Annotated in this window: 1 rRNA gene; it reads left to right on the forward strand. The window is 36.4% G+C overall.

The features are described 5' to 3' along the window. Positions 1 to 145 precede the first annotated feature (145 nt). Positions 146 to 217: ribosomal RNA gene (locus H5163_RS21160) — 16S ribosomal RNA — on the forward strand; the annotation flags it as partial.

Genomic DNA, 217 nt, shown 5'->3' on the forward strand with positions numbered 1-217 from the left:
AAGGCAAAAAATTTAGAGTCTCAATTGAAACTGAGTGACCAACAGAAGTAACTTATTTATAAGTTGCTTCGGCACAGTCAATTCAATATCGAAAGATATTAAATAAATTCAGAATTCATTGAGCTGTCGAAAGACAAAAAACTTTTAATTGAAGAGTTTGATCATGGCTCAGATTGAACGCTGGCGGCAGGCCTAACACATGCAAGTCGAGCGGTAA

Origin of the sequence: Pseudoalteromonas sp. SG44-8, assembly GCF_014164125.1 — a bacterium.
GTDB classification, from domain to species: Bacteria; Pseudomonadota; Gammaproteobacteria; order Enterobacterales; family Alteromonadaceae; genus Pseudoalteromonas; species Pseudoalteromonas rhizosphaerae.